The sequence below is a fragment of the Nocardia sp. NPDC058480 genome (assembly GCF_042720495.1).
In the GTDB taxonomy this organism is placed as follows: domain Bacteria; phylum Actinomycetota; class Actinomycetes; order Mycobacteriales; family Mycobacteriaceae; genus Nocardia.
Genome location: NZ_JBHXMN010000016.1, coordinates 112,345 through 138,928 on the forward strand (window position 1 = coordinate 112,345; position 26,584 = coordinate 138,928).

A 26,584-nucleotide genomic window follows, 5' to 3' on the forward strand; every position below is an offset into this window, starting at 1 on the left:
GCGAACGCGCCGTCAGGGCAGTATCGTGCCCGTAACGAAATCGTTGCGGGACATACCCTGACGGCGACGAGCCTGATGAAGGTGGGGCGATGGATCGACCGGATGCGCACAGACCGATCGGGGCTCGACAGCATGACCCGGGATCGGCCGGTGCTCCGCTCGCGGCTGTCACCCCGATTCGACGGTCGCGCGACCTCAGCGCGCCGCGGCCTCGCCGGCTGAGCGAGCAGCCGGTCAGCGGTGCACGTCATCGCATCGAAGGTGGACCGACGACACCGGCCGGTATTCCGGTCGTTCCGGTCGCCGGCGTACGAGACACCGAGTACGGCAGGGCTGTTCCGGCGGACGCCACCGTCACCGATCGGCTGCCCGTGGTCGGCGGAAAGTTCGATCCCGGTGCGCGCCACAGCATTCCGGACACGGCGTTCTCGATCGACGACAACGGGCCCGACACCGACGAACTTCCGATCATCACCTCCCCCGCCCCCACCTGGGCGCCCATCGAGTGGCCTACCGGCAGCGACACTGCGGTGACCCAGCATTCGCGTCGCGCACCCGAGGACCACGGTGCGGACACCTTCCCACCGCGCCCGGCAGCGAACTATGGCGGTGCGGATACCTTCCCACCGCGCCCCGCGGCGAACTATGGCGATACGGACACCTTTCCGCCGCGCCCCGCGGCGAACTATGGCGATACGGACACCTTTCCGCCGCGCCCCGCGGCGAACTATGGCGGTGCGGACACGTTCCCACCGCGCCCCGCGTCCGAGTACCGCGACGCGGACAACTTTTCGCCACATGCGTCAACCGACTCCCGTGGTGTGGACAGCGAGCCCTCCCGTCCCGCACCCGATTACAACGGTGATGACGAAGTCTTCGCGCGAATGATCGACCGCTCCAAACGACGGCGCGTGCCCCGCTGGGTCGCACCGCTGGTCGCCTCGGTGGCCGGTGCCATCCTGCTCGGCGGCACCTACGTCCAACTGCGCGGGCCCGCACCGGCATCCACGGCGGCGAGCACTCCGCTGGCGCCGAGTTCGGCGAGCCCGGTGACGGCCGAGTGCCCCACCGAACAGATCGGCGCCATGGTGCGGGGCAACGGCTCCGGCGGCACCGAGTCCGGCATCGCGGCGATCCTGGCCTTCCAACACGCCTATTACGTCGCGCGGTCCGGCGATCAGGCCCGAACCCTCGTCGCCGCCGGTGCCGTGGCACCCTCCGCGGCCGCCATCCAGGCCGGAATCGACTCCACTCCGGTGGGAACCACACACTGTGTGGAGATCACCCCGGGTGCCTTCGCCGATCAGTACCTCGTCAAGATCACCGCGTTCCGGCCGGATTCGGCGCCGAGCACCTACACACCGCAGCTGGTGGAGACCGCCACGGTCGGCAACAAGACGCTGATCACCTCGTTCGGGGCGGCACCGCGCTAGACCCGAAACTAGGGCCCGCTCTCCACTACCGCGGCCTCGGCACCGACAAGGTCCTCCGCGCCGACCTGCAAGCGACCGGTGGTCGACCGCAGTCGGTGGCCGAGCCGAATTCCGTGCGCGGTCGCATCGAGACGAACGGCATCGGCCTCATCAGCGGCCGGACGATCCCGCAGCTTGATCGCGAAAGCGTTCAGGCGCGGGCGTTTTCGGCCGCGACAACCACGTGGCGCATGAGCAGCGCGGTGGTGACCGGGCCGACACCACCGGGGACGGGGCTCAGCGCCGTCGCCTTGCCGGTGACCGACGCCGCGTCGACATCGCCGACGATGCCGCCGTCTTCGGCTTCATTGGTGCCCACGTCGATCACCACGGCGCCGTCGCCGATGTGCTTGCCGGTGACCAGACCGATCCGGCCCGCCGCGGCGACCACGATATCGGCGGGGGTGGTGACCGCGGCCAGGTCCGCGGTGCGTGAGTGCGCGACGGTGACGGTCGCGTTCTCCGCGAGCAGCAGCTGGGCCAGTGGCTTGCCGACGATGTTGGAGCGGCCGACCACGGTGACGAGGCGGCCCTGCAGCGCGATGCCGTGATGCTTCAGCAACTCGACGACAGCCTCAGAGGTGGCGGGGACGAAACCGTCGAGGCCGGAGGCGAGCAGGCCCAGCGACAGCGGGCTGACGCCGTCGACGTCCTTGGTCGCGGCGATCGCCGAACTCACGTCGTCGAGGTTCACGCCTGCGGGCAGCGGGGTCTGCAGCATGATCGCGTCGGTGGCCGGGTCGGCGCTGCGCGCGCTCAGTTCGGCGCGGATCGTCTCGACGCTCGCGTCGGCACCGAGATCGATGCGCTCGCAGGCGATTCCGAGCCGATCGGCGGCCTTGCGCAGCGAGTTCACGTACCAGGCGCTCGCCGGGTCGTCGTTGGCGACGATCAGCGCCAGCGTCGGCGCGGTGCCCGCGGCGGTGAGCGCGGCCGCGCGCTCCTTCGAGTCGGCGTTGATGGCGGCGGCGAGTTCCTTGCCGGTCAGCGAAGCGGTATCCACGGTGAGTCACCTTATCCGCCGCCGGGCCAACGGCCTGCCGCCGGGCCGCGACGCGCGCAAGCTGGTCGAGGTCCGCCGCGGCCCCGACCACCGGTCGTAGGGTGTTGCCTGCTCTGTCATCAGCTATGCCAGCACGTACCGAACCGTTCGCGGGAAGGGTTGCGACTGTCGTGAAGATCTCGAGGCGTTGGAAACAGGTGGCCGCCGCTGTCGTCACCGCTGCCGCACTTGCGGGCACCGCGGTCGGCCCCGCCGCCGCGGAGGCCGACGTTGCCGCGCTGTACAACTCGGCGCAGCGGCATTTCACCGACGGTGACGATGCCGCGGGACGAGCCGACCTCCGTGCCCTCATCGCCGCCGACCCGCATGACGCCGATGCGCTCGCGCTACAGGCGATCTGGTCGCATTACGCGGGCGACACCGCCGCCGTCGGTGACGCGCTGGCCCGGCTCGGCGGGATCGACGCGGGCATGGCCGCGGGCACCAATCATGTACTGCACGCGGTGACCGCGGCCGCCGCCACCCTGCCCAATCCGCTGCCCGCGCTGGTCGGTCCGCAGACCGGCATCGTTGTTCTCGGCTACGGCCTGTTGCCCGACGGCGCGCTGCGACCGGAGCTGGAGAACCGGCTCACCGCGGCGTGGTTGCAGGCGGTCGCCGCGCCGTTCTCCCCGGTGATCGTGACCGGCGGCAACCCGCAGAACGGCATCTCCGAGGCCGAGGCGATGCGGCGCTGGCTGGTCGCGCGCGGGCTGCCGGGCGATCGGATCCATGTGGAGGATCGGGCCGGGTCGACGGTGCAGAACGCGCTGTTCAGCACTCGGCTGCTGCGCGATCTCGGTGCGACCAGCGCGGTGGTGGTGACCTCCCCGAATCACATTCGGCGCGCGGTAGCCGACTTCATCGTGGCGGGAACGACCGTGGTGGGGGCGATGACCTCGCTCGAACAGCTGGTTTCCCAGTTGCCCCCGCCCGCGCGCCAGGCCCAGCGCGGGATCTACCTCGATGCGACCCGCACCTTCGAACTGGACAGTTCACGCTGAGTCGGTGCGCCGCGATCACGGCGGGCGGTGATAATTCGCTTGCCCGGTCAGGAACAATCGGCGCATGAGCGGTTCGAGTTTCCCCGAGGTGGTCGTGACGTTGCGGCATGCGGGATGTGTGTTCGCCGAGGACGAGGCCACGCTGTTGATCGAGGCGGCGCTCGGCGATCCGCGGCGACTGGATGCGTTGGTCGAGCAGCGGGTCTCGGGGACTCCGCTCGAATATCTGCTCGGCTGGGTGGAATTCCGTGGGCTGCGCGTCGGGGTGCGACCGGGAGTTTTCGTGCCGCGTCAGCGCACCGCGTTTCTGGTGGATCAGGCGGTCGACAGTGTCGCGCCGGGCACGACGCGAGCCTGCGTGGTCGACCTGTGTTGTGGCTGTGGGGCACTCGGGCTGAGCGCGGCGACCGAGCTCACCGCACGGGGGTGCGACGTCGAACTCGTCGCCGCTGATATCGACCCCGTCGCCGTCGCCTGCGCGCGCGAGAATCTCGCGCCGATGAGCGCACCGGTGTTCGCCGGTGATCTGTTCGACGCGCTGCCGGGCGACCTGCGCGGGCGCATCGACATCCTGCTCGCGAACACACCGTATGTGCCGAGTGCCCGGGTGGCCGACCTGCCGCCGGAGGCGCGCGAGCACGAGCCGCTCGCGGCGCTGGACGGCGGGGTGGACGGGCTCGACGTGTTCCGGCGGGTCGCCGAGGGCGCGGCCGCATGGCTGGCGCCGGGCGGGACAGTGCTGGTGGAAACCGGGGCCGGGCAGGTCGATACCGCGTGCTCGGTGCTCACCGCGCAGGGTCTCGTACCCCGCGTGGCAGAGTCCCGGGAGTACTACGCCACCGTGGTCGTCGGCACCCGGAAACCTCGCTGATCGCGCCGCCACTACCCCGCTGAACCAACGGTCGAGACCTGACCAGGATGTCGACATGGCAGTCGACGCAGACGTGCGCAGACCGCCGACCGACACGACGATGCCCCCGCCGAACGATCGCATCCACGACCGGTCGACGGGGGCACCCCGCACCGAATGCCTACTTGCGTCCGGTGAACTGATCCATCGAGTGGTACACACCCGCCGCGTTCAGATACAGGTCGCGAATCTTGATCGGCAGCAGACCGGTCAGCGCCCGGTTCATCCGCGAGGTCCACGGCATCACCACCAGGGCACCGCCCTTCTTCATCTCCGACCACGAGGTGTCGACGACATCGTGCTGCTCGAGCATCGGCGTGAACAGAATGCCCTTCGCGCCTTCGAACATGCCGGTGTTGATGTAGGTGGGACAGACCGTGGTGACCTTCACGTGGTCGTGGCCCGCCTGCTCGAGCTCGATGCGCACCGAATCCGACCAGCCCAGCGCCGCCCACTTCGACCCCGCGTACACGGCCATGCGCGGGTTGGCGACCAGACCGGCCGAGGAGGCGATGTTCAGCACACGCGCCTGGCCCGCACCGGCGACCATGCCGGGCAGGAACTCCAGGGTGACGTACATCGGGGCCAACGAGTTGATCGCCATCGTCTTGTCGATGTCGGACCGGTTCTCGGTTTCCCAGAAGTAGGTGTTACCGCGCACGATGCCCGCGTTGTTGACCAGGATGTCGATGCCACCGACCTCCTTGCGCACCGCCTCGCCCGCCTCGCGGATCGAGTCCGGCGACGACACATCCACCACGTAGTGGTGCACCTTGCCGCCCGCGGCGGTCAGCTGCGCCGCGGTCTCACGCAGCGTCAGCTCGTTGATATCCCACAGCACCACCGCGTCGGCGCCTTCGGCGACGGCCTTCTCGGCGAACAACTTGCCGAGCCCCATGGCCGCGCCGGTGATCAGGACCCGCTTGCCTGCGACCGTTTCCAGCTTCATCTCTGCTACCTACCCCTGCTCGTATTCCGCTACTTCTGGCGCAGCGTCTTCATGACACCGAAAACCAACGTCATCGTCTTGGCCCACATCTGCTCGGACATGCCGGGCAGCGGCGCGATCGGCAGCAGTCGCTGGACCGCGATGGTCTGGGTGTCGATGTACTTCAGCAGGCCTTCCGGCCCGTGCCGACGGCCCTGACCGGAGATACCGAGACCACCCGACGGCGCGTCGACGCTGCCCCAGGCGGCGCTGAAGCCCTCGTTGACGTTCACCGAACCGGCGTTGATCCGCGCGGCGACGTCCTTGCCCCGGTTCACGTCCCGGCTCCACACACTGGCGTTGAGGCCGTAGGCGGTGTCGTTGGCGGCCTCGACGGCGGCGTCGTCGGAGTCGACCTTGTACACCGAGACGACCGGGCCGAAGGTCTCCTCCCGGAAGACCGTCATGCCCGGCGCCACATCGGCGAGCACGGTGGGCTCGTAGAAGTACGGGCCGAGATCCGGGCGGGCACGGCCGCCGGCGAGCACCTTCGCGCCCTTGGCGACAGCGTCATCGACGTGCGTGGAGACGGTCTCGAGCTGACGAGGGAACGTCAGCGAGCCCATGTCGCGGCTGTAGTCGAGCTCGCCGCCGAGCGACATGTTCTTGACATTGCCCACGAATTCGGCGACGAACTGGTCGTAGACCGAGGCGTCGACGTAGATGCGCTCCATCGACTCGCACAGCTGACCTGCCGACGAGAAGCACGCGCGCACAGCCAGTTTCGCCGCCTTGGAGACATCGGCGTCGGCCAGCACGAGCAGCGGGTTCTTGCCACCGAGTTCGAGTGAGTACCCGATCAGGCGCTCACCGGCCTGCTGGGCGATGGTGCGACCGGTGGCGCTGGAACCGGTGTAGTCGACGTAGTCGGCGCGCGCGATCACCTCGCCACCGATGTCACGGCCACGACCAAGGACCGCCTGCCACAGGCCGCGCGGCAGTCCGGCACGCTCGGCGGCGTCGATGGCCCACAGCGCGGTGAGCGCGGTCTGGTTGTCGGGGCGCGCGATGACCGCGTTGCCCGCGATCAGGGCGGGCAGCGCATCGGAGGCCGCCAGCGCGAGGGGGTAGTTCCACGGCGAGATGACCGCGACGACGCCCTTGGGCCGATTGCGCACCTCGACGGAGGTGAGCACCGGCAGCACGCCGCGCGGCTTGCGGTCGGCGAGCAGTTTGGGGGCGACGGTGGCGTAGTAGCGCGCGTTCAGCGCCACGTCGGCGATCTCGTCGAAGGCGTGCGGGCGGGACTTGCCGGTCTCGGTCTGCACGATGTCGAGGATGGTGTCCTGCTCGGCGAGCACGATGTCGTGGAACCGGCGCACGATCTCGGCGCGCTCCTTGACGCTCACCTTGGCCCAGTCGCGCTGCGCGTGCCGGGCGACGGCGAAGGCGCGCTCGATATCGGCGACCGAGGACTGCGGCAGGTCGCCGATCTTGTGGCCGGTGGCCGGCGCGAAGACGGCGACCGACGGCGCGCCACCGGCGACTCCGCGCTCGAACAGGGGCTTGACCAGCGCGGCGGGCAGCGCGGTTGGTTCGGCGGTCAGCTCGGGGGCTGTCGTCATTGTCGGCCCTTCTCCTCAACAGATGGATCGCGCGGAACGGGTCGCGCACGTTCAGATTATTTACTGAACACTAGTGTTAGATTAATGCCAGCGCCCTGGTTCGTGTCAAGCTTTCAGTGCGCGATGACCAGCTGTGAGGGAGGTGCGATGACCGAGGAATCGACGGCGGTGCGTCGCGGTCGCCCGCCGCAAACCCGGGAGCAGGCCGACGAGGTCCGCGCCAGGATCATCGAGGCGACCGCCGCGGTGTTCGCGCGCAACGGCTCGCGCGGGTTGAGCGTCGCCCAGATCATCGAAGAGGCCGGGCTGGCCAGACCCACTTTCTACCGCTATTTCGGCAATGCGTCCGAGCCGCTGCACGCGGTACTCGACGCGTCCAACGACGGTCTCGTCGGCGGCATCCGCGAGGCACTCGCAGGTACCGACGAACCGGTACAGCTGGGTATTCGGCTGATCGACGCGTACATGGACTGGGCACGCGGGCACGGCCCGATGCTGCGGCCCTTGTTCGCCGAGCTGCACGATCCCGGGTCGGTCGTCTCCGGCTATCGCGAACGCGCGCTCGACGACATTCGCGATCTGGTGCGCAAGACCTTCGGCGAGCTCGGGCGTCCGGTCCCCGCTCCGCTGGACCTGGACGCGGCACTGCACGTGTGCGAGTACGTCGTCTACCGGCTCACCGAGGGCAGCGAGCCGGGTAGCGATCCCGATCCGGCGCTGGCGTCCGAGGCCAGGGGGACGATGATTCGCGTGCTGCTGGTCACCCTCGGCACCCGCGACGATCTCGCCTACGCGATGGAACTACCCGGTCTGTTCCCCAACCTGTAGCGCCGCCGGATCCTCCTCCACACAGAATCTCCACATTTGGCGACGCAACCCTCCACACCGGCTCGCTAGGGTCGCACCATGGAAAACAGTGGGGGCGGGCCAGGACAGGCGGCGCGCCGGATCCTGGTGGTCGATGACGAGGTGACGATCGCCGAGTCCGTGGCTGCCAGGTTGCGTGCCGAAGGGTTCACCGTCGACCTCGCACACGACGGGCCCGCCGCGGTGGCGGCGGCCCTGGCGGGGGAACCCGATCTGGTGGTCCTCGACGTCATGCTGCCGGGGTTCGACGGGCTGGAGGTGTGCCGTCGGATTCAAGCCGAGCGCCACGTGCCCGTCCTCATGCTCACCGCGCGCACCGACGAGACCGACCAGCTCATCGGCCTCGGTGTGGGCGCCGACGACTATCTCACCAAGCCGTTCTCGATGCGGGTGCTCGCCGCCCGCGTGCACGCCCTGTTGCGGCGGGTGGACCGAGCCGCCGAGCGCGGCGACAACAGCATCGTCGTCGGTGATCTGCGGATAGATCTCGCCGAGCGGCGGGTGTGGCGCGGCGACATCGAAGCACGGCTCACCCCATTGGAATTCGATTTGCTGAGCCGGCTCGCGCAACGTCCGCGGGCGGTGCTGGCCAGGGAACGGCTGCTGGAGGACATCTGGGACTGGTCCGACGCGGCGGGCACGCGCGCGGTGGATTCGCACGTGAAAGCATTGCGGCGCAAGCTCGGTGCCGATCTCATCCGCACCGTGCACGGTGTCGGGTATGCCTTGGACGCACGGTGACGGCCCCGGATCGCACCGCGGCGTTGATGGACCGCATCGCCGAGGTGTTGCCGCGGCCATTGGATCGGCTGCGGTCGATCAAACTCAAACTGGCCGTGCTGATGTTGTGTTCGGGCGGTGTCGCATTCGGGTACTTCCGGCTGAAGATCGGCTGGCTACCGCCGCGCACCACGGTGGCCGCCATCGGGATCGCGCTGCTCACCTCGCAGTTCCTCGCACACGGCATCACCCGACCGCTGCGAGAGATGACCGCCGCGGCCCGGCGAATGGCCCAGGGCGATTACAGCTTTCGCGTGCGGGCGTCCTCGCGCGACGAGGTGGGGCAGCTCGCGACCGCGTTCAACCAGATGGCCGCCGACCTGGCCGCCGCCGACCGGCAACGTCGTGACCTCATCGCCAATGTGTCCCACGAGTTGCGCACGCCGGTGACCGCACTGCACGCGGTCCTGGAGAACCTGGTCGACGGGGTGAGCGAGCCCGATCCGGCGACGCTGCGCACCGCGCTGGCCCAGACCGAACGCCTCGGCCTACTCGTCTCCGAACTCCTCGACCTGTCCAGCATCGAAGCGGGCGCGTTCACCCTGGATCGCGAAAACTTCCCACTCACACCGCTGTTGGCGGAGGTGATCGCCGAGGCCGAGGTGATGACCGCCGCGCTGGGCCGCGGTGTCCGGTTCACGACTTCGGTCGAACCCGCCGATGGATGCGTGTTCGCCGACCGGGCCCGCCTGCACCAGGTGCTGTTCAACCTCCTCGACAACGCTGCCAGGCACGGTCCGTCCGGCGGTGAGGTCAGAGTCTCGGCGTCGACCGGCCCCGAGGGGACCGTCCTCGAGATCCAGGACGACGGCCCCGGCATCCCGGAAGCCGAGCGCGCCACCGTCTTCGACCGCTTCAGCCGCGGTGGTCGCACCGACGGCGGCGGTACCGGCCTCGGCCTCGCCATCGCCCGCTGGGTGATCGATCTCCACGGCGGCACCATCGCCGTCGCCGACCCCGGCTCCCGCATCCGCGTCGTCCTGCCCACGGACTGACCCCTACATCCAGATCACCCTCCCGGCACTTCGGTCCCGGGACGCATCCGCACACCTCCAGGAGGGGAAAACTATGTCCGACAAGCCGATACCCGAGGCGCCGACGCCGGCCCGAGGCGCTGCTGAGAGCAAGAACACCGCTGCGCAGACCCCCACCGATCAGCCCGGTGCCGACACGACCGCTTCGGTCGGCGTCGGCGCCGTCACGGACAATCCCGTGACGAGTGGCGGCACACCGGGATCCGGTCCCGAGACGCCCGCTGCCGACCCAGCGAGCGTGGTGGCCGCGAACAGCGTGCCCGACTCCGGCGGCACTACCGCGGTCGCGGGTGACCCACAGGTGGGCGGCGGTGCGACGAGCTCCGAAACTCAGTCGACAGCCGTGCTCACCAAGACCTCGGCGGCGGGCGGCCACCCGGATACTTCGCCCGCCACACCCGGCTCGGTACCGTTGACGACATTGCTCGCCGCGAGTCGTGAGAGCAGCGCTGTCCGGCCATGGACGCCGGGCTGGCAGGCCACACCGTGGCCGAGCGCGCCGTCGACGGGTTCCCAGCGGTCCACGAGTTCCATGCCACTACCTTCGATGCCGCCTCCCCTACCGCCGGTCCCCAAACGCTGGCAGCGCGTAGCCCACCCACCCGGGGTCCTTCCCGCCGCCGTTTCGGTCGGCATCGTCGGTGCCACGGTGATCCCGGTGGACCGACCCGGCATCGGCTGGCTCATCACGGGTATTGCGATCACCGGAGCTCTCTGTGTGGTCGACTACCGCGCCCGGTCCCGCGGTACATCCGTGGACGGCTCATCGGAATCCGCCTCGGCCGGAACATCACCTGCGACCACTCCACCCACGACAGCGCAGACCGCGGCCGACAGCACCGGCGCGAAACCTGCTGAACCACTGTCGCGTTCACTGCCCGACGATCTCGCAGCGCCGAACACCGACGAAGACGCGGCAGTCACTGGACGTTCCGAGTCGGGCCGCACGCCAGACACTGACCTGGACGACGATGCCGCGCCTGCGAACACCGCGCCTGCAAACACCGCGCCTGCGAATACCGCGCCGAGCGAAGCACATGGGTCCACCGATCGATCGGCGGATACGACGAGCGACCGGGTCGCGATCCAGGGCGACGCGGCTGACAACGGTGCGCGGGCCGCGAGAAGTGCTGCGAAGACTGCCGATTCGGCTGTAGTCGGCCTCGGCGAGGTTGCCGCAAAGGCGCCTGTCACCGACCGCGGAGCGCCGTCGAATGAGGTTGCCTCCCACGCCATTTCGATCGGTGATCGGGTCTGGTGGGCGGCAGCCGCGATTGTGCTGCTGGGGGTCGGGACGGTCCGGGCCGCGGAGTGGTTGTTCGTTCTCTGCGTGATCGCGGCGTGTGTCGCCGGGTCGTTGGCGGTGTTGGGACGACGGAGTATGCGGGGAATCGCGCACGACATGTTCGCGGTGCCGCTGGCATCGTTCGGGGCTGTGCCGTGGGCGTTCTCGGGGTTGCGGGACTCGCGGTCGGTGGGGACCTCGACTCTGCGCCGATACGGAGTTTCCGTCGCGGTGACGGCGGCGTTGCTGGTGGTGTTCGTGCCGCTGCTCGGCGGAGCGGATGCGACATTCGCGGGGCTGTTGAACGGGCTTGTTCCGACCGTGGACGGTCCTGCGGCGTGGCGGTGGACCTTCTTGTTCGTGGCCGTCACGGTAGGTGTGCTGGGGGCTCTGTATCTGCTCGCGGGCCCGCCTGCGCGCGCGGCGGATTCGGCGCGGCCGCAACGGCTGTGGTCGCGCAGCGAGTGGATGCTGCCGGTCGCGGCGCTGACCGTGCTGTTCGCGGTGTTCGTCGGCGCTCAGTTCGTTGCCCTGTTCGGCGGCGACGACTACGTGCAGCGAACTGCCGGTCTGACCTACGCCGAGTACGCGCGCAGTGGCTTCTGGCAGCTCTCGGCGGTGAGCATCCTGACGCTGGCCGTCATCCTGGCGGTACTGCACTGGTCGGTGCAGGAGACCGCCGCCGATCGCCGGTCGCTGCGCGTCCTGCTGAGCGCGGTGAGCGTGCTGGCGCTGGTCATCGTGTGCTCCGCGCTCGGCCGGATGTGGACCTACCAGCAGGCCTACGGGTTCACCGTGCTGCGCCTGCTGGTGACGACGTGTGAGCTCTGGGTCGGCCTCGTCTACGTCCTCGTGCTGGTCGCCGTCGCGCGACTGCGCTGGAGCTGGGTGCCGCGCGCCGCGATCGGCACCGCGCTCGGCACGCTCATCGCCCTGGCGCTGCTCAACCCGGAGCATCTTGTCGCCGAGCGCAATATCGACCGTTGGCACACCAGCGGCCGCTTGGACGCGGACTACCTGAACAACCTCTCCCCCGACATCCTCCCCGCCCTCGACCCCCTGCCCGGGAACCTCCGCACCGAAATAGCAACCCCGATCCTCGACGACGTGGACGACGACCACTGGTGGTCCTGGAACTGGTCGCGCAGCTCAGCGCGCTGACCCTCGCGGTCGCGGTCGCTCCACCACGGGCGACCGCGGCCCGCGATGTCACAACGGCTAGCTCCACGCCGACGATCCAGTAACCACTTTCTCGATCCCGGCCTACTCGACCCGGTCGCGACACCGACGACTACCCCTGCGGACCGGCGGTTCTCGATACGCCACTGCTCCACGCGGCAACGGCCCGCGGCCCCTCGACGAGGGCGGCCACCACGGGCCCCGAGGTGATGCGCGTCGCTCGCGTCACATCTCACTAGCCCTGTGGCGCAACGGTTCTGGAAAGGCCGCTGGCTCGGAGGACGCGGCGGCCGATCGCGGCGCGGATGGAGTCCTCGGTGCCGATGACGCGAACGTGGGTGCGGGCCCGGGTGATGGCCGTGTAGAGCAGTTCCCTGGTGAGCAGAGTGGATTCGGGTTCGGGGAGGACGACCGAGACCGTGTCGTACTGGCTGCCCTGACTGCGGTGGATGGTCATCGCGAAAACCGTGACTACGGCCGGGAATTGCGTCGGATGGACCAGATAGGGCTCGCTACCGCGCTGCAGGGCCGCGCGCAGGGAGCCGTCGGGACGACGGATGATGACGCCGGTGTCACCGTTGTAGATCCGGGCCTCGTGGTCGTTGGCGGTGACCAGCAGCGGCTGGCCGGGGTACCAGACCGATTGCGGCCCTTCGGGTCCCGCGCCACCGGCCGCGGCCCACTCGGCGGCCATCCGGTCCCAGCGTTCGACGCCGAAGGGGCCCTGGCGGTGCGCGCAGAGCAAGCGGTGCGATTCCAGCGCGGTCAGTGCGCCGATCGCGTCGCCCGCTTCGGCGGCGGCCGTGACGGCGAGCGCGGCGGTCGTCACGTCCGCCCGCACCGCACGGATGTCGTCGGGGGTGCACAGCGACACATCGTCGCCGCCCGCCCGCAGAATAGCCAGCGCCGCGTCGGCATCGCCCGCGCGGACCGCGACCGCCAGGTCGGCGATGTGCCCGCCGAACCGCCTGCCCCTGGTCAACCGGACGATCCCACCCTGCAACCGCCGCTGTTCGAGTGCGGTCAACGAGTGCGACTGCGCCGCTGCCGGATTCGCCGACAACCCAGTGGATGTCTCGGACCCCACCCCCGACCCACCGAGGTCGAGCACCTCACGAAGAGCCGGGTTCGGCGCGCCGCTGACCGGCCCGGCGACGAGGTCGGCCAGGACCGCACCCGCATCGACCGAGGCGAGCTGGTCGGGGTCGCCGACGAGGACCAGGCGGGTGTCGGGGCGCAGGGCGGAGAAGAGGTGGCTCATCATCGTCAGCGACACCATCGAGGTCTCGTCGACCACGACGACGTCGTAGGGCAGCCGATTGTGTTCGTGGTGGCGGAATCGGGTCGTGCGGCCACGTTGCCAGCCGAGGAGGCGGTGCAGGGTCGAGGCGGTGAGTTCGGGCAGGCCGAGGACGGCGGCTTGTTCACGCACCGCTTCCTGCAGACGGGCCGCTGCCTTGCCCGTGGGGGCGGCGAGGGCGATACGCAGGGCGGGCAACTTCGGCGAGGCGGCGCGGTGGGCGGTGAGCAGCGCCAGGATGCGGGCGATGGTGTGGGTTTTGCCGGTGCCCGGACCACCGGCGACGACGGTGGTCCAGTGGGTCGCGGCGAGGGCGGCGGCCAGGCGTTGCCGGTCGGGGCCGTCGCCGACGGGATCGGCGAAGAGCCGATCCAGTTGTGCGCGAACGAGTTCGGTCTCGATGGCCGGGTGGTCGGTACTGCGTTCGGTGAGTACTCGCCGCAGGGTTTGCTCCTGCTGGTAGTACCGATCGAGGTAGAGCAGCGCGCCACCCTCGGCGTCGGCTTCGACGATCCGCAACGGGCGCAGCGGACCGGACTGCCCGCCGCAGATCAGCGGACTACGGCGCAGGGCCGCGAGCACCCGATCCGTTTCCGGCCACGGCAGGCTCGCCGGGTCGATTCCCGTTGTGCCGTCGCGTGTTTCGTCGGCGTCGATGCCGATCTCGCGCATCCGGGCCAGCTCGAGGCACACCGATCCGGAGCGCACCGCGCGCACGGCCAGGGCCGCCGCGAACAGCACGTCCTCGCTGTCCTCGCGGCCCATCCGACCCAACCGCACCGCGACGTGCACGTCCGCCGCGGACAGCACGCCTGCCTCGTTGAACACCCGCAGCAGCCCGGTCCCCCGCTGTGCCACCTGAATGGACGTCATGATCGGTGCCTCCCCGTAGTCCGCACCACTCGCCGGGGCGTCGACCGGCGATAATCAGGAGCCGAACACCCTGGTGCACCGGCTTCGGCCGCCCTGCTCATCGTTCCCCGGCGAGTAGGTCCGACAGCGCGACAACGAGTTCCGCGGAAGGATGCCAATCGAATACACCGTGCCCCGATGGGGTCGCCGTGCCGATCATGCCCCGCACGAACAGGTATCTGGCACCGCCGAGATGGCGGGCGGGGTGGTAACCGGGCAGCCGCCAGCGCAGATAGCGGTGCAGCGCGACGGCATACAGCAGCGCTTGCAGCGGATAGTGCGAGCGGATCATCTCCGCGACCATGTGGTCGCGACGATAGTGCTCGACGGTGAGGTCCCCCGTGCCGAGCCGGTTGGTCTTGTAGTCGACGATGAGATAGCGGAGTTCGCCTGTTTCATCGGGTACCCGCAGAACCGCGTCGATGCTGCCGGTCAGGTAGCCGCGCAGCACCGTATCGGGCAGTGCGGCAACATGATCGGCGTACCCGGCGAGATCGTCGTCGGCCGGCAGGTGGGTGCGCAGCAGCGCGGCGATGGCGTGCATTCCGGCCGAGCGCGCACCGGGCGTATCGCCACCGCCGAGTGGCAGCTCGAATTCCAGTTCGTTGAGCCGGTCCCGGGTGGCGATCACGGAGAGGGAGCCGAAATCGGCTGGGGTGCGCAGGACTTCGAGCAGCGCTGACGACAGCAGGTCGACATCGAGCTCGGCCATCGTGTGCTCGACCGCCTCGACGCACCGCTGGTGAACCTCGGCAGCGAGGTCTGACACCGAGGTATCGACCGTTTCGAGGACGCCGTGGACCAGCGTGCCGAACTCGGCACCATAGGGCAGGTCGTTCATCAGCGACGGGGCGGCCGTGCTGCCGGTCATGGCGTCGACCGGCGCCTCGGCGGGCTCGTCGTCATGGCCCGGTCCGTCCTCTGGTTCGGAGTCGCTCACTCCTGGGGCGTCGTGCGCACCCGCGGTGAGCGCCGAGTACGAGGTGCGCCGCCACTGCTGGTCGAGGGAGCGGGTGAACCCCGCGGCCGCAAGCTCACCGGTCGGCAGCTCGGTGCGCACTCGCCGGGGCGCCACATCCTCTGGGCGATCGACCATGGTCACCGAGATCACGTCCGAGGCCGCGGCGGCCCACTCGGAAATCCGTTGCGCCGCAGCGGTATCGGCGGGAATCTCCGCCCGGCGCGGTACCTGCGCCGAACCCGGCCGTCGGCCCAGCATCATCCGGTGCAGCGGCGCGGCGCCGGTGGTCACCGCGGGCGCCCACCATGCGACGACCTGGCACATCGCCCGGGTCAGCGCCACATACAGCAGCCGCAGTTCCTCCCCTGATTCCTCGGCCTCACAACGCAATTGGCGCTCGCCGTAACCGGGGGCCTCCTTGCCGCCGATATCGAGGACCCTGGTGCCGTTGTCGTCGTGGAACAGCAGCGTCGCCGGGTACGGATTCTTGGCGCTGTCCCAGGTGAAAGGCAGGTAGACGATGGGGAATTCGAGGCCCTTGCTGGCGTGCACGGTGGCGATCTGCACTGCCGCCGCGTCCCGATCGAGCCTGCGGCTGCGACCACTGATACTGCCTGCCTCCGGGTCGCGAACACGGTCAGCGAGCCAGCGGGTGAGCGCGGTCAGGCCGAGGCCATCGGCCACCGCGACCTCGTCGAGTAGTTGTGCGAGGTGGCGCAGGTCGGTGAGTTCGCGTTCGCCGTTGTCCACCGCGAGCAGGCGCGGCGCGAGGTCGGTTTCGGTGGCGAGCTTGTCGAACACGGCGGCGAATCCGGCGCGCGCGAACAATCGCGCGGCGTCGCGCAACTGGGTGGAGACCCGGCCGACGAGATCCGCACCGCCCGAGTCGATCTCGGCGGCGGTCACGCCGAGGATCGGTGTGCACGCGGCCAGCCGCACCCGGTCACCGCGATGCGGTTGCTCCAGGGCCCGCAACACCCACAGCCAATCGGTCGCGGCGACGGTCGCGAAGACGCTGGTGCCGCCGGCCAGGACGGAGGCGACTCCGACCCGGTCCAATGCCGCACGCACCACATCGATCTGGGATCGAGTGCGCACCAGCACCGCGATATCGCCGGGCCCGATCGGCCTGCGCACTCGGCCGTCGCCGACCTCGCGCAGCGAATGATCCCCGCCGCGTACGGGTTTGGCGTCGATGGCGGTGCCGGATTCGAGCAGGGTGACGATATCGGCGGCCAGATCATCGGCGACCTTGGCCCGCTGCCTGCCCACCGACGGGAACCCCGACCGATTGCGCGCCCCGGCCCCGGTCCGGGGCAGCACCCGTAGTCGCAGTGGGCTGATCGCGTCCGGTTCACCGTGCAGGCGGGTCGTCGGCCGTGTCGGCGTCACCGGATACACGCTGATCTCGGGGTGCCCCAATTCCGCACCGCCACACAGGTGGTCGATGGCGCGCAGCAGTCCGGCGTCGCTGCGCCAGTTGCGGGTGAGCTCGCTGCGTCGATCCGCCAGTGCCACGGCATCGAGGTAGCTGAGCACCTCGGCGCCACGGAAGGCGTAGATGGCCTGCTTCGGATCGCCGACCAGCACGAGGGTGGCGTGCTGGTGGAAGGCCAGGCGCAGGATGTCCCACTGCAGCGGATCGGTGTCCTGGAACTCGTCGACCAGCGCCACCCGGTACCGCTGCCTGATCCGGGCGCAGGCGCGCGGCCCGTGTTCCGGGTCGGCCAGCACATCGTGCAGCAGCACCAGCAGATCGTCGAAATCACGCAGTCCCGCACGGCGTTTGCGGCGTTCGGTCTCGACGCGCACGGCGCTCGCGTAGGCCACGCGCTCCCCCGCCGCACCGTCGGTGCGCGGCGCGAGGTCGGCGTGCCGATCGTGGACCGCCGCCAGCGCCAGGGTGTGCGCATCGCGCACTGTGAAGGGGGCGCGGTCGCGGGCGTAGCGGGCCAGATACAGGTCGTCGGCGACGGTGGCGACGAGGTCGTCCACCGATTCGACCAGCCGGGCACCCGGGTCGTGTTCACCGGCGAGACCGAGTTCGTCGAGCATCCGCTGACAGAACGAGTGGGTGGTGGCGATGGTGCCCGCGTCGAAATCGGCCAGGGCGGTGAGCAATCGGTGCCTGCGCAGCCGCACGGTCGCGGGGTCGGTGTCGGCCATCGCCCGGACGAGTTCGTCCTGGTGGTGCCGTGCCGTATCGGGTTCGGCCAGTGCGGTCGCCACCGTGACGAACCGGTCTCTGGTGCGTTCGCGCAGTTCCTGGGTGGCGGCGCGGCTGAACGTGACGAGGAGCAGTTCGGTGATCGCGATGCCCGCCTCGGCGACGTAGCGGACCGCGAGCCCGACGATGGCGTGCGTTTTGCCGGTGCCCGCGCTGGCCTCGAGCACGGTGGTGCCCTGAGGCAGCGGGCCGGTGGCGTCGAAGGCGGTGGGCGCCGATACGGTCCCCGTCACGGTTGTCCCTGACTTTCGGCGGCGAGCAGCGGCGCCCACCAGCGGCGCGCGAGGGCACCGAAGTGAGTGCTCTCCGGCTCGCCGGGTCGGCTGGGTTCGGTGGCGAGACCGGCGAATCGGAGTGCGCGGCCCCACACATAGCGCAGGTAGCGGTCGGTGTGGTCGCCGAACTTGTCCGGACCGTTCGGACCGCCGTCGAAGGCGTGTTCGGCGGCGAGCAGGGCGTCGGCGACGCTGTCACCACGGAACCGGCGCTCGGCGTAGGCGGCGGTGGCGGCGGGCGCGCAGGGCAGCGGTTCGCACAGTCCTTCCTCGCGCAACCGGACCAGGTCACGCAGGATCGCCAGTGCGGCAGGCGCTTCGGGTGCGGTGATCACCGATCTGGCCACCGGTCTGCTCCGGAATTGGCCCCGTCCGGTACTGATCGCCTGCCACGATCGGTCTTCGGTGGCGGCAAGGGCGAGCAGCGAAACCCAGGACGCGAGCCGGTGTTTCGGTGCCAGGCGCGAGTAGGTGGTGCGCACCAGTGTCTCGCCACGGACCTCGGGCACGGTGCCCGCGAGGGTGCGGCCGTTGCCGAGGTCGACGGCGATGTCGACGGCGCGCGGCGGTGCCTCGTAGTCGGGCAGTGCGGTGCGGACGATGGTGTCGACCGTGCCCTCCACTTCGTCGAGCACCTTGGCCCCGAAACTGAAGGGGGGCAACGTTCCCCGACGCCATTCGGCGGCCCGCAGCCCCGCCGGGTCGGCACCGGTGAGGCGGGCGGTCAGCATGCGTTCGCCGAGGTCCCACTTCGCCAGGCCGTCGAGTTCGATCGGAAGCTGATCGGCGATATCCTCGGATTCTTCGGGCACCCGCAGGCCGAGCCGCTGCCAGAGGAACGCGCGCACCGGATGTTCGGCGAACGAGATCAGTTCCGCCAGTGCGACATCGGCGGCCGGAGCGGGCGGCAGCGGCGCGGTGAGCAGCGGTGGCCGCGGCTGTGACGGACGGGCGGCGGCCCGCGCACCGGCCAGGGCGACGGTGTCGAAGCTGCGTGGGTTCTCGGGGGCGAAGTTGCGGCGGTCGAAGGCCTGCAGCGGGTGACGGATGTGGACGGCGTCCATGGCCGCCTGCCCCACCTGAGTGGCGAGCACGTCGAGGAGTTCGGCCACCGGGACGGCGGGCGGGCGGGCGGCGCCGGTGACCGGGTCGGCACCGGTGTGCAGGACCAGCAGGGTGTCCCCAGCCGCCATGATGGCATCCAGGAGGAGTTGGCGGTCTTCGCTGCGCGCATCACGTTCGCCGACCAGCGGGTCGCGGGCCAGCAGGTCGTCGCCGTCGATACTGCCGGGACGCGGGAAGACATCGTCGTCGAGGCCGAGCAGCACCACCACGCGGTGCGGCACCGAACGCATCGGAACGAGGGTGCACACGGTGAGTTCGCCGGTGCGGAAGTTCGCCCGGCCGGGGCCGCCTGTCAGTCGACTGGTGAGCAGGACCGCCACGTCGGCCAGCCGCAGCCCGGTGGCGCCCGCGTGTTCGGTGGCGGCGACGATCTCGCGGCGCGCTTCGGTGCGGATCCACGAATGCGCGACGGGCACATCGGTGAGCAGGTCGACGGCGCGCAGCAGCACCGTGGTCCATTCGGCGGCGGGCCGCGGGCCGCGCAGGTCACGCAGGCAGACCGCCAGTCGGTCGATGAACTCGGCGAAGCGGCCCGCGAGGTCGACGTCGTTGGAGTCGACATCGTCGAGTGGCAGCGCCAGGTCGAGCCAGTCGTCGCCGGATTCGTCGGCGGTGACGCCGAGCAGGATGCGGTCCACCGCGGCGTTGAGCGTGTTCTGGGCGAAATCGGCCAGGCCGAACGCCTCGCGTTGACGCTGCCCGATTCCCCACCGCGCGCCCGACTCGGCCGCCCACTCGCGCAGCCGTTCGATGTCGTCGTCGTCGAACCCGCAACGGCGGCGTACGGTTTCGCTCGCCGCCAGGTCGAGTACCTGCGTCACCGTGACGCGACCGTCGGCCAGGTCGAGTAGCTCGATCACCACGGCCAGCATCGGGTTGGTCACCGCCCGCCCGCGATCGGCGAGCCGCACCCGCAACCGGTGCGCCGGGTGTTCACCCTCGACCGGGAGGTCGACGCCGGTGCCGCGCTGCCCGAACGCCGCCCGCACCAACGGCGCGAACGCCTCCACATCGGGGCACATGATCAGCACGTCGCGCGGCTCGAGTGCCGGATCCGCCGCGAACGTCCGCAGCAGCAGATCCCGCAGCACCTCCACCTGCCGCGCCGGGCCGTGACATGCGTGGACTTCGACACTCCCGTCCGGCACCGCGCCCGTTTCCGGCACTCGGTCCGCACGCACGGCGGCCTGGACGACGTCGAGTAGCGAGTGCGTGGCGATCTCATCGTGAAGGTGAATATCGCTGTCCAGCACCGGAATCAGGCGCTGCTCCAACTCGCGCACATCACGGGCCAGCCCCGAGAGCAGGGGGTGCGAAACCAGGTCGACGGTGTGATCGTCCGCGCGCGGACGAACCGTTGCACCGACTCCGAGTCCGCCGTCGGCGACCGCCCCAGCAGCACTGAGCGCGGTCCACATGGCCGGGCTCGGGTGCGCCATCCAGAGGTGGACATCGCGGTGGGCGGCGAGGGCGGTGATGACGGCCAGTTGGTCGGCGGGGAGTCGGGTCAGCCCGAACAGCGAGACCCGCTCGGGCAGGTCGATCGAGGCGGGGTCGGCGCGCAGGCGTGCGCAGGCGTGCGCGAGTCGTTCGGCCGGGCTCGGGGCATCGACGGCGGTGCGCAGCGCGCGCCACAACCGCGGTTGCCACGCGAGATCGTCGGGCACAGTTCCACCCGCGCCGTCGGTGTCCGCGCCCGCCGCCCAGTCGAGCAGCACCTGCGGACGTTGGGCGGCGTAGGAGTCGAACAGGGCGGCGAGGTGGGCGGCGGTGGCGTAGCGCCTGCCGACCCGGTGATCCGCCCCGGGCAGGCCGAGATGTCGCGCCAGAACCGCTGCCCACGGCTGGTCGGCGACCTCGTCGATCACCCGCAACAGCGTCCACACCAATCGCTGACCGGCCCACGGATCGTCGGCGGGCGCGACCCCACTCGCACCGGCCAGCACCTCGGCTACCAGCGCCGCAGGCGCGGGAAAGGCGATATTCGCCGCTACCCCGTCACCGACCGGGCCGCGGCTGACACCGGAGCCGGAATCCGCGACGCCGCCTTCGCGAAGTCCGTCGGCGCCCCGAGTACCCACCACACCGAGTACACGCGACAACCGTTGCGCCAACCAGCGCTCCACCCCTTTGGCCGGAACCGCGACCACTTCGGTGACGAAAGGATCGGCAGGCACTGCCCCCAGCAAACGCCCGAGTCCGTCGGCCAGCGCGTCGGCGCGTTCGGCGCGATGGAGATGCAACGACATCCGTTGTTTATACGCCCAGCGACCGACCCGCAATCGCGCGACCCCGCCACCGTCACTGGACCGGGCTAGTGAATTACGCCACACCGCAACGCGTCCCGGCCATGCCTGCGGCACCCTCGACGCCGACCGTGGGATCGTTGCGGTTCGGGTGGGACAGTACGGCCGCGGGCGAAAGGCTGGTTTCGTTTCATGATCGCGCAGGTGTTTCCCCTGGTGCCCGGTGGCGGCTTCATCGTCCGCCGAGTGGGCGCGCGCTGGGAGCTGATCAATTCCCGGCGCTACGGGCCTGATCAGGTACTGCATTCGTGGCCGCTGGACCGGCACGGCGAAGCGTTCGAGCACTGCCATCGCCTCAACGGCTGCCCCATCGCCACACCGCACGCCGCGCATCATTGAGGGCAATTCCGCTGCGCCGCAACACCCCTGAGCGACGACAAGCGTGCGCCACAACAGGCCTGTCGCGCCGGACGCCGGATTTGCGGTGAATTAGTGCATTGCGGCGCCTGGTGTGCGAGTGTGGTCCATCGTGCGTGACCGTTCCCCCTCCACTCGTGTCGTCTCCCGAGTCGCAGCAACTGCCTGCCTGCTCGCCGCCGCCGCCGTCCTCACTCCGGGCCTCCCTGTTCTCGTCGGTCCGGCCCATGCCGCGCCGCCCGCGTTGACCCAGGTGTCGTTGCCGGGGTTCGACGCCGATATGAGCTCTCGGATAGCGCGGGCCGACGCCTATCTCGCCGGTCGGCCCGGCACCGTCGGCTACGTGCTGCGTGACCGCAAGACCGGCGGCGTCTACGCCAACGAACACGCCGAGAACCAGGTCTGGACCGCGTCCACGATCAAGCTGGCCATCGCCGCCGACCTGCTCAACCGGGCCCGCGTCGGCGCCATCGGCCTGTCCCCCGACGACCGCTTCAACATCGAAGCGATGCTGGCCACCTCCAACGACCACGCCGCCGACGTGCTGTGGCACAAGTACATCGGCTTCGACCGGATGGCCTACAACAACGCGTTCCGCGCCTACGGCATGGTCAGCCTGATCCCGCAGCCCACCACGACCGCGCTGTTCCCGGACTGGTCGTTCCAGAAGTGCACCGCCGCCGACCTGGACCGGCTGATGAACACCATCCTCGACACCATGCACCCCGACGATCTCGCCTACCTGCTCGACCGGATGCGCTCGGTCGACTCCAACCAGCACTGGGGTGTGTGGGGCGCGGGCTCGTCGATGCGGCCGGGCCTGAAGAACGGCTGGTCGGCCGAGGCCGACGGCTGGGTGGTGAACTCCGTCGGTGTCGCGGGCACCGACGAGCGGTACACGCTGTCGATCATGAACGCGCTCGGCGGGGCAGGCGGCTACACCGACGGCGCCGAGACCGACACCCGGGTGGCCGAGCTGCTTCTCGCAGGTCGCTGATTCGGCGCAGCCCGTATTGTCGATCTTGTCGTTCGATGAGACGACGCAGCACACGCCGCGATCGGGTTCTTGTTGCGACGTCACAACCGGAGCCGACTACGGTTAACCCTGTCATTACCACCGCGGGGCCCACCCCAGTCTGTCGAGGAGCGCGACGATGAGCACTGAGTCTGTCGGGAAGCGGCACCACGTAGTGGTGATCGGTTCCGGGTTCGGCGGTTTGTTCGGTACCCGGCATCTGCGCAAAGCCGATGTCGACGTCACGCTCATCTCCAAGACGTCGACCCACCTGTTCCAGCCGCTGCTCTACCAGGTGGCCACCGGCATCCTCTCGACCGGCGAGATCGCCCCGGCCACGCGGCTGGTGCTGCGCAAGCAGAAGAACGCGCAGGTGCTGCTCGGTGACGTCATCGACGTGGACCTGGCGAACAAGAAGGTCACGTCGCGACTACTCAACCGCGACACCGTGACCGGCTACGACAGCCTGATCGTCGCCACCGGTGCCCAGCAGTCGTACTTCGGCAACGATCACTTCGCCACGTACGCGCCCGGCATGAAGACCATCGACGACGCGCTCGAGTTGCGCGCACGCATTCTCGGCTCGTTCGAACAGGCGGAGCTGGCGACCACCCAGGAAGAGCGCGACCGGCTGATGACGTTCATCGTCGTCGGCGCGGGCCCGACCGGGGTGGAGCTGGCCGGGCAGATCGCCGAACTCGCCGACCGCACCCTCGACGGCACCTTCCGCACCATCGATCCCCGCGACGCGCGCGTCATCCTGCTCGAAGGCGCAGGCGCGGTGCTCGGCCCGATGGGGCCCAAGCTGGGTGCCAAGGCGGCCAAGCGGCTCGAGAAGATGGGCGTGGAGATCCAGCTCAACGCCATGGTGACCGATGTCGACGCGCACGGCGTCATCGTCAAGGACGCCGACGGCACCACCCGCCGGATCGAGGCCGTCTGCAAGGTGTGGTCGGCGGGCGTGCAGGCCAGCCCGCTGGGCAAGATGATCGCCGAACGCTCCGAGGGCACCGAGGTTGACCGGGCGGGGCGCGTGATCGTGGAGCCCGACCTCACCGTCAAGGGTCATCCGAACGTGTTCGTGGTCGGCGACCTCATGTCGGTGCCCGGCGTGCCGGGGCAGGCGCAGGGCGCCATCCAGGGTTCGACCTACGCGGCCAAGGCCATCAAGGCCGGGCTCAAGGGTCAGACCCCCGAGGAGCGCGCGCCGTTCAAGTACTTCAACAAGGGCTCGATGGCCACGATCTCGCGGTTCGACGCGGTCTGCCAGATCGGCAAGCTCGAGTTCAGCGGGTTCCTGGCCTGGCTCGCCTGGCTGGCGCTGCACCTCTACTACCTGGTCGGTTACCGCAGCCGGATCGTCACCGTGATCGGCTGGTTCGTGTCGTTCCTCGGCCGCAACCGCGGTCAGATGGCGGCGACCGAACAGTGGATCTTCGCACGGCTCGCGATCGAGGAGGTCAACGCCGATCAGGCGGAGGCCAATGAACTCGCGGCCGACATGGGTGCGCCGCCGGCGACCGCCGAACCGCTCACCGAAGGACAGCGCAAGATCGGCTGACCCAGCTCGCGCACTGGCCGGGTGGTTCCATCGAACCACCCGGCCTTCGTCGTTCCAGTTACCTTTCGGCATACCGACATTGCGGGTTGCCGACGTTTCGTACCCATCCGAGTCGAGCACCGGTGGCGAATGTCGGAGGTCATATGTGTGACCAATCCCCAGGATGAAAGGTGATCTATGGCGACGGGGAAACACAGGGCGCCGAACTTGCAGCGACAGAAGGTAGGTTCGGTCGTCGCAGCCGGAGCGGTACCCCTGGTCATGGCCCTGATCGGCACGGGCACCGCGAATGCCGAGCCCGCGCAGGCGGCGGTGACCCAGCCCGAGCATCAGGCCGGACCTGAGTTCGACGCGGTGGCACCCAACGCCACCCCCTATGTGGGCCAGCCGATGCCCGCGAATACACGCAGCTCGCTGCAGTGGTCGCGGACGGGGCCGGAAATGGATTACCTGTCTCCGGTGGGTCCGCTGCACGCACCGACCGCGGTCGCGCCGGTGCCGCCGATCCTGCCACCGCCGGGGCAGTTCCGCTTCGGTGACCAGCAGGTTCCGGTGCCGGACTTCGTGCCGGTCGACACCTCGATCCAGATCAACGACACCGCGGCCAATACCGAGGCCAATCTGGCGACCTTCCTCGATTCGGTGGGGCTGGAGCGCAGCCGCTCCGACCGGATCGCCGCCGAGACGCTCGGTTCGGCGGCCAGGGGCGCGGCGGTCGGTTCCACCGTGGCGATCCCGTTCGCGATGATGGCCAGCACGGGCGGTGCGTTGGCCGGGCTCGTCGCCGGAATCCCGTTGTTTCCGGTCGGGTTGGTCGCGGGCCCGATCCTGGGTGGCATGGCCGCGTACATGGCCGTGTCGATCCCCATCACAGTTGTCGGCGCCGGCATCGGTGCGGCGGTTGGTGCGGCAAGCGGTTTCCTCGCACCACCGCGTGCGGGGACCCCCGAGACCGTCGATACGGAAGCCGAGCTCGTCAACGCTTGATCGAATTCCCAGCGGTGGGAGTCGGGCCATCGGCTCGGCTCCCACCGCCATTTCCGCGCCTAGGCGTTGGCGATCGCGATCGCGCGCAGTCGGCTGGTTGTTCGGGTGGCGAGTGAACCGCCCGCGGCCAGCGGGAGCCGAACCTCATCCACACTGCCCGACCAGGCCGGACGGTCATCCGGATAGACCAGTTCGCTGTCGAGCGCACGCGGTGCGGTGAGCCGATCATCGGTCGACGCACCCGCGCCGAGTTCGAGCCGGTGCCGCAGCAACGGCACCTCGCCGACATCGGCCAGCAGATCACCGCGCCACCCGCCGCCGTCCTCGCCGCTGCGGCCCACTTGCACCCGTTCACGCAGCCGCAACCGCGCATCGGGTGCCACCCGCACCGTGGTCACCGTGTGATGGTGTGCGCCACCGGCCACGATCGTCGGTTCCGGATCGAAGTCGAGTTCGGCGCCTTCGCCGACTTCGAAGCGCCAGTGCGCGTTCGACAACACGGTGGCCGCACCAGGGAGGGCGATCGTCGCCGCCACCGAACGAACCACCAGCCGCGCACCGGGGCGCACCACGATGGTGATGTCGAGTTCGTCCCCACCCAGCGGGGTGGCCGCGGTACCGATCAGGTGCACGGTGTCGATGCCGGTGTGCCGCCCGGCCAGACCGCCGACCGCGTCGATGCGGGGCAGTCTGCCCGGTACGGCGACGATGCTCAGTTCAGTGCGCAACGCCGGTGGCCGCGTCCTGTTCGGCGGCGACCCGCAGCTGCTCTCGCACCCAGGCCAGCACGGGGGTGGCGGCCGGGTCGTCGGTCAGGGAGACCAGGGCGGTGGGGCGGCCGTCGCGGACCTTGGCGGCGTCGCGCTCCATCACGCCCAGGTCGGCGCCGACCAGCGGGGCGAGGTCGGTCTTGTTCACCACGAGCAGGTCGGAGAACGTGACGCCGGGGCCGCCCTTGCGCGGCACCTTGTCGCCACCGGCCACGTCGACGACGAAGATCTGCACGTCGATCAGGCCGGAAGAGAAAGTGGCCGTGAGGTTGTCGCCGCCGGATTCCACCAGGATCAGGTCCAGCGGCGGGTTGGCCGCGACGAGGTCGTCGATGGCGTCGAGGTTGGCGGTGATGTCGTCGCGGATGGCGGTGTGCGGGCAGCCACCGGTCTGCACGGCGGTGATCCGCTCGTCGGGCAGCACGGCGTGGCGGCGCAGGAAGTCGGCGTCCTCGGTGGTGTAGATGTCGTTGGTCAGCACCGCCAGGGACAGTTCGTCGCGCAGTTGCCTGCACAGGGCGGCGACCAGCGCGGTCTTACCGGAACCGACCGGGCCGCCGATGCCGATGCGCAGGGCCTCACCGGCGGCGCGGTCGCGCTTGGGCCGGTCGTGGCTGTGATTGTGCGGTTCGCCATCGATCAGATGGGGAGGCATGGGGGCT

General features: G+C 69.8%; 19 protein-coding genes. 11 read left to right on the plus strand and 8 right to left on the minus strand.

What is annotated here, in order from left to right; genetic code table 11:
• The first annotated feature begins 89 nt into the window (after positions 1-89).
• A complete protein-coding gene (locus tag ACFWO8_RS27920; protein WP_378966332.1) occupies positions 90-1,433 on the plus strand; it encodes a hypothetical protein in 1,344 nt (447 codons plus the stop codon).
• A 190-nt stretch (positions 1,434-1,623) separates the two neighbouring features.
• Here the strand turns inward: ACFWO8_RS27920 and ACFWO8_RS27925 are convergent, their stop codons facing one another.
• On the minus strand, positions 1,624-2,475 hold the full coding sequence (locus ACFWO8_RS27925; protein WP_378966343.1) for a bifunctional 5,10-methylenetetrahydrofolate dehydrogenase/5,10-methenyltetrahydrofolate cyclohydrolase: 852 nt from the start codon (positions 2,473-2,475) through the stop codon (positions 1,624-1,626).
• 170 nt (positions 2,476-2,645) lie between these two features.
• Between ACFWO8_RS27925 and ACFWO8_RS27930 the strand changes: the two genes are divergently transcribed.
• Positions 2,646-3,518 (plus strand): YdcF family protein, encoded by an 873-nt coding sequence (locus ACFWO8_RS27930; protein WP_378966348.1) that lies wholly within the window; start codon positions 2,646-2,648, stop codon positions 3,516-3,518.
• A 64-nt stretch (positions 3,519-3,582) separates the two neighbouring features.
• Positions 3,583-4,389 (plus strand): putative protein N(5)-glutamine methyltransferase, encoded by an 807-nt coding sequence (locus ACFWO8_RS27935; RefSeq protein WP_378966355.1) that lies wholly within the window; start codon positions 3,583-3,585, stop codon positions 4,387-4,389.
• 160 nt (positions 4,390-4,549) lie between these two features.
• On the opposite strand, the gene ACFWO8_RS27940 is transcribed toward ACFWO8_RS27935, so the two are convergent.
• Together ACFWO8_RS27940 and ACFWO8_RS27945 are read right to left on the minus strand one after the other, a co-directional pair.
• On the minus strand, positions 4,550-5,377 hold the full coding sequence (locus tag ACFWO8_RS27940) for an SDR family NAD(P)-dependent oxidoreductase (protein ID WP_378966364.1): 828 nt from the start codon (positions 5,375-5,377) through the stop codon (positions 4,550-4,552).
• Positions 5,378-5,406: 29 nt separating this feature from the next.
• The gene (locus ACFWO8_RS27945) at positions 5,407-6,981 is read right to left on the minus strand and encodes a succinic semialdehyde dehydrogenase (RefSeq protein ID WP_378966369.1); all 1,575 of its coding nucleotides are present in this window, start codon (positions 6,979-6,981) and stop codon (positions 5,407-5,409) included.
• A 147-nt stretch (positions 6,982-7,128) separates the two neighbouring features.
• On the opposite strand from ACFWO8_RS27945, the gene ACFWO8_RS27950 reads away from it, so the two are divergent.
• From ACFWO8_RS27950 to ACFWO8_RS27965, 4 genes are all read left to right on the plus strand, one after another.
• A complete protein-coding gene (locus ACFWO8_RS27950) occupies positions 7,129-7,809 on the plus strand; it encodes a TetR/AcrR family transcriptional regulator (RefSeq protein ID WP_378966378.1) in 681 nt (226 codons plus the stop codon).
• Between the two features lie 78 nt (positions 7,810-7,887).
• Positions 7,888-8,589 (plus strand): response regulator, encoded by a 702-nt coding sequence (locus ACFWO8_RS27955; protein WP_378966383.1) that lies wholly within the window; start codon positions 7,888-7,890, stop codon positions 8,587-8,589.
• Positions 8,590-8,615: 26 nt separating this feature from the next.
• On the plus strand, positions 8,616-9,623 hold the full coding sequence (locus ACFWO8_RS27960; protein ID WP_378966643.1) for an ATP-binding protein: 1,008 nt from the start codon (positions 8,616-8,618) through the stop codon (positions 9,621-9,623).
• Between the two features lie 73 nt (positions 9,624-9,696).
• A complete protein-coding gene (locus ACFWO8_RS27965) occupies positions 9,697-12,108 on the plus strand; it encodes a DUF4153 domain-containing protein (protein ID WP_378966390.1) in 2,412 nt (803 codons plus the stop codon).
• Positions 12,109-12,361: 253 nt separating this feature from the next.
• On the opposite strand, the gene recD is transcribed toward ACFWO8_RS27965, so the two are convergent.
• From recD to recC, 3 genes are all read right to left on the minus strand, one after another.
• A complete protein-coding gene (gene recD / locus ACFWO8_RS27970) occupies positions 12,362-14,299 on the minus strand; it encodes an exodeoxyribonuclease V subunit alpha (protein WP_378966399.1) in 1,938 nt (645 codons plus the stop codon).
• 97 nt (positions 14,300-14,396) lie between these two features.
• Positions 14,397-17,759: a UvrD-helicase domain-containing protein gene (locus ACFWO8_RS27975; protein ID WP_378966410.1), complete on the minus strand. Its 3,363-nt coding sequence runs from the start codon at positions 17,757-17,759 to the stop codon at positions 14,397-14,399.
• Positions 17,756-21,175, minus strand: coding sequence for an exodeoxyribonuclease V subunit gamma (gene recC / locus ACFWO8_RS27980; protein ID WP_378966419.1), 3,420 nt, complete (start codon positions 21,173-21,175; stop codon positions 17,756-17,758). Before recC ends, ACFWO8_RS27975 begins: the two co-directional genes overlap by 4 nt.
• A 189-nt stretch (positions 21,176-21,364) precedes the next feature.
• Here recC and ACFWO8_RS27985 point away from each other — a divergent pair, with 189 nt between their 5' ends.
• The 4 genes from ACFWO8_RS27985 (at position 21,365) to ACFWO8_RS28000 (ending at position 25,152) form a co-directional block, all read left to right on the plus strand.
• Entirely contained in the window at positions 21,365-21,571 is a 207-nt protein-coding gene (locus tag ACFWO8_RS27985) for a hypothetical protein (RefSeq protein WP_378966427.1), read from the plus strand.
• Positions 21,572-21,689: 118 nt separating this feature from the next.
• Positions 21,690-22,586: a tat pathway signal sequence gene (locus ACFWO8_RS27990; protein WP_378966648.1), complete on the plus strand. Its 897-nt coding sequence runs from the start codon at positions 21,690-21,692 to the stop codon at positions 22,584-22,586.
• A 157-nt stretch (positions 22,587-22,743) separates the two neighbouring features.
• Positions 22,744-24,165 carry an NAD(P)/FAD-dependent oxidoreductase gene (locus ACFWO8_RS27995; RefSeq protein ID WP_378966430.1) on the plus strand — a complete coding sequence of 474 codons (1,422 nt, stop codon included), beginning with the start codon at positions 22,744-22,746 and terminating at the stop codon, positions 24,163-24,165.
• A 207-nt stretch (positions 24,166-24,372) separates the two neighbouring features.
• A complete protein-coding gene (locus ACFWO8_RS28000; protein ID WP_378966436.1) occupies positions 24,373-25,152 on the plus strand; it encodes a hypothetical protein in 780 nt (259 codons plus the stop codon).
• Between the two features lie 59 nt (positions 25,153-25,211).
• Here the strand turns inward: ACFWO8_RS28000 and ACFWO8_RS28005 are convergent, their stop codons facing one another.
• Complete coding sequence (locus tag ACFWO8_RS28005; protein ID WP_378966454.1) at positions 25,212-25,880, minus strand: urease accessory protein UreD; 669 nt, start codon at positions 25,878-25,880, stop codon at positions 25,212-25,214.
• Positions 25,870-26,577 (minus strand): urease accessory protein UreG, encoded by a 708-nt coding sequence (gene ureG, locus ACFWO8_RS28010; protein WP_378966464.1) that lies wholly within the window; start codon positions 26,575-26,577, stop codon positions 25,870-25,872. Before ureG ends, ACFWO8_RS28005 begins: the two co-directional genes overlap by 11 nt.
• Between the last annotated feature and the right edge of the window lie 7 nt (positions 26,578-26,584).